The organism is Mesorhizobium sp. M7A.F.Ca.CA.004.04.2.1, from assembly GCF_004022825.1.
GTDB lineage: Bacteria > Pseudomonadota > Alphaproteobacteria > Rhizobiales > Rhizobiaceae > Mesorhizobium.
Window position 1 is genome coordinate 1 of sequence record NZ_RZPH01001378.1, and the last position, 1201, is coordinate 1201.

The 1201-nt window shown below is 62.0% G+C and carries 2 protein-coding genes; one reads left to right on the forward strand and one right to left on the reverse strand.

From position 1 onward, the window contains the following. Positions 1–82: 82 nt before the first annotated feature. On the forward strand, positions 83–901 hold the full coding sequence (locus EN893_RS34705) for an AraC family transcriptional regulator (protein WP_127273191.1): 819 nt from the start codon (positions 83–85) through the stop codon (positions 899–901). Between the two features lie 39 nt (positions 902–940). Here the strand turns inward: EN893_RS34705 and EN893_RS34710 are convergent. Continuing rightward, a partial coding sequence (locus EN893_RS34710; protein ID WP_128362197.1) for a DUF815 domain-containing protein occupies positions 941–1201 on the reverse strand: 261 nt, incomplete at its 5' end.

The following is a 1201-nucleotide window of genomic DNA, read 5'->3' on the forward strand; positions in this document are numbered from 1 at the left end:
GGCGTAGGTACATGTCCCCGGCATTGAAAATCGCGCGGGAATTGCCAATTCTTGGACAGGTTTTGCCAGGAAGCGAGAGAGCATGCATTCGCAGTCTGTTCCGGCCCGATTTCCGCCCGACGTCACAATGGCCTTCTGGCATATCGAAGCGGGCGTCCATCGTCTCTCCAGGGCGGCCCATCATCGCATCATGGTGCATGCAAGCGCGGCGACGCGTTCCTACTGCAATGAGGTTGGTCGATATTTCGTGAGGCGCGCTGGCGATATTGACCTGGTGCCCGCTGGCCAAGAGGGCGGCTTCGAGACCGAAACCCCGTTCGACACGATCGAGATCGCGTTACAACCAGCCCTGATGGAAAGGGTGGCGGCTGAGCTAGGTGGCAAGGCGCGCGCGTTGCCGCTCGACACACGTCATCTGCTTCGTGATCAGCGCATCCAACATCTCGCCCGTGCACTCGAGAGCGATCTCGGCGCAAACTCACCGAGTGGATCTTTGTTTGCCGACAGCATTGGCGCCGCTCTGGCGGTGAGGCTGCTCGGTCTTGAGAATTCCGATGTCGAGCGAACAAACCGGTTGTCAGATGCCCAGCTCAAGCGAGTGTTGGAGCATATCGAAGCTGGCTTGCACGAGCCCCTTTCAATCCAGCGATTGAGCCGAGTTGCCGGGGCGAGCAGCTCGCACTTGCGGGCTTGGTTCAAGGCGGCGACGGGCGTCACCCTGCACCGCTACGTGGTGCGACGTCGCGTCGAACGCGCACGCGCCCTGCTGCAGCGAGGCGATCTCAGCACAAGCAAGGTGGCGGAATTGACGGGCTTTGCGCACCAGTCACATCTGGCGCACTGGATGCGCCGCGAGATCGGCCAAACGCCGCGTGATTTGCGCCGGGCGCAGCCCAAATGATCTTGTCATTGGATGGCGTTGGCGACGCCACCCAACGTGTCAGTCCCTCAGTGGCTTGCCGAGCCGTCCAGCCAGGTCCTGGGTGAACTGCCAGGCGACGCGGCCCGAGCGGCTGCCGCGCGTCGTCGCCCATTCCAATGCTTCGGCACGCAGCGTGTCGGGATCGATTGCCAGCCCATGGTGCCGGACATAGCCATCGATCATGTCGAGATACTCGTCCTGCGAACATTTGTGGAAGCCGAGCCACAGCCCGAACCGGTCGGACAGCGACACCTTTTCCTCGACCGCCTCGGATGGGTT

Excerpts from the sequence above, each read along its gene's own strand:
- EN893_RS34705 (WP_127273191.1), top strand. The coding sequence starts at position 83 with ATGCATTCGCAGTCTGTTCCGGCCCGATTTCCGCCCGACGTCACAATG.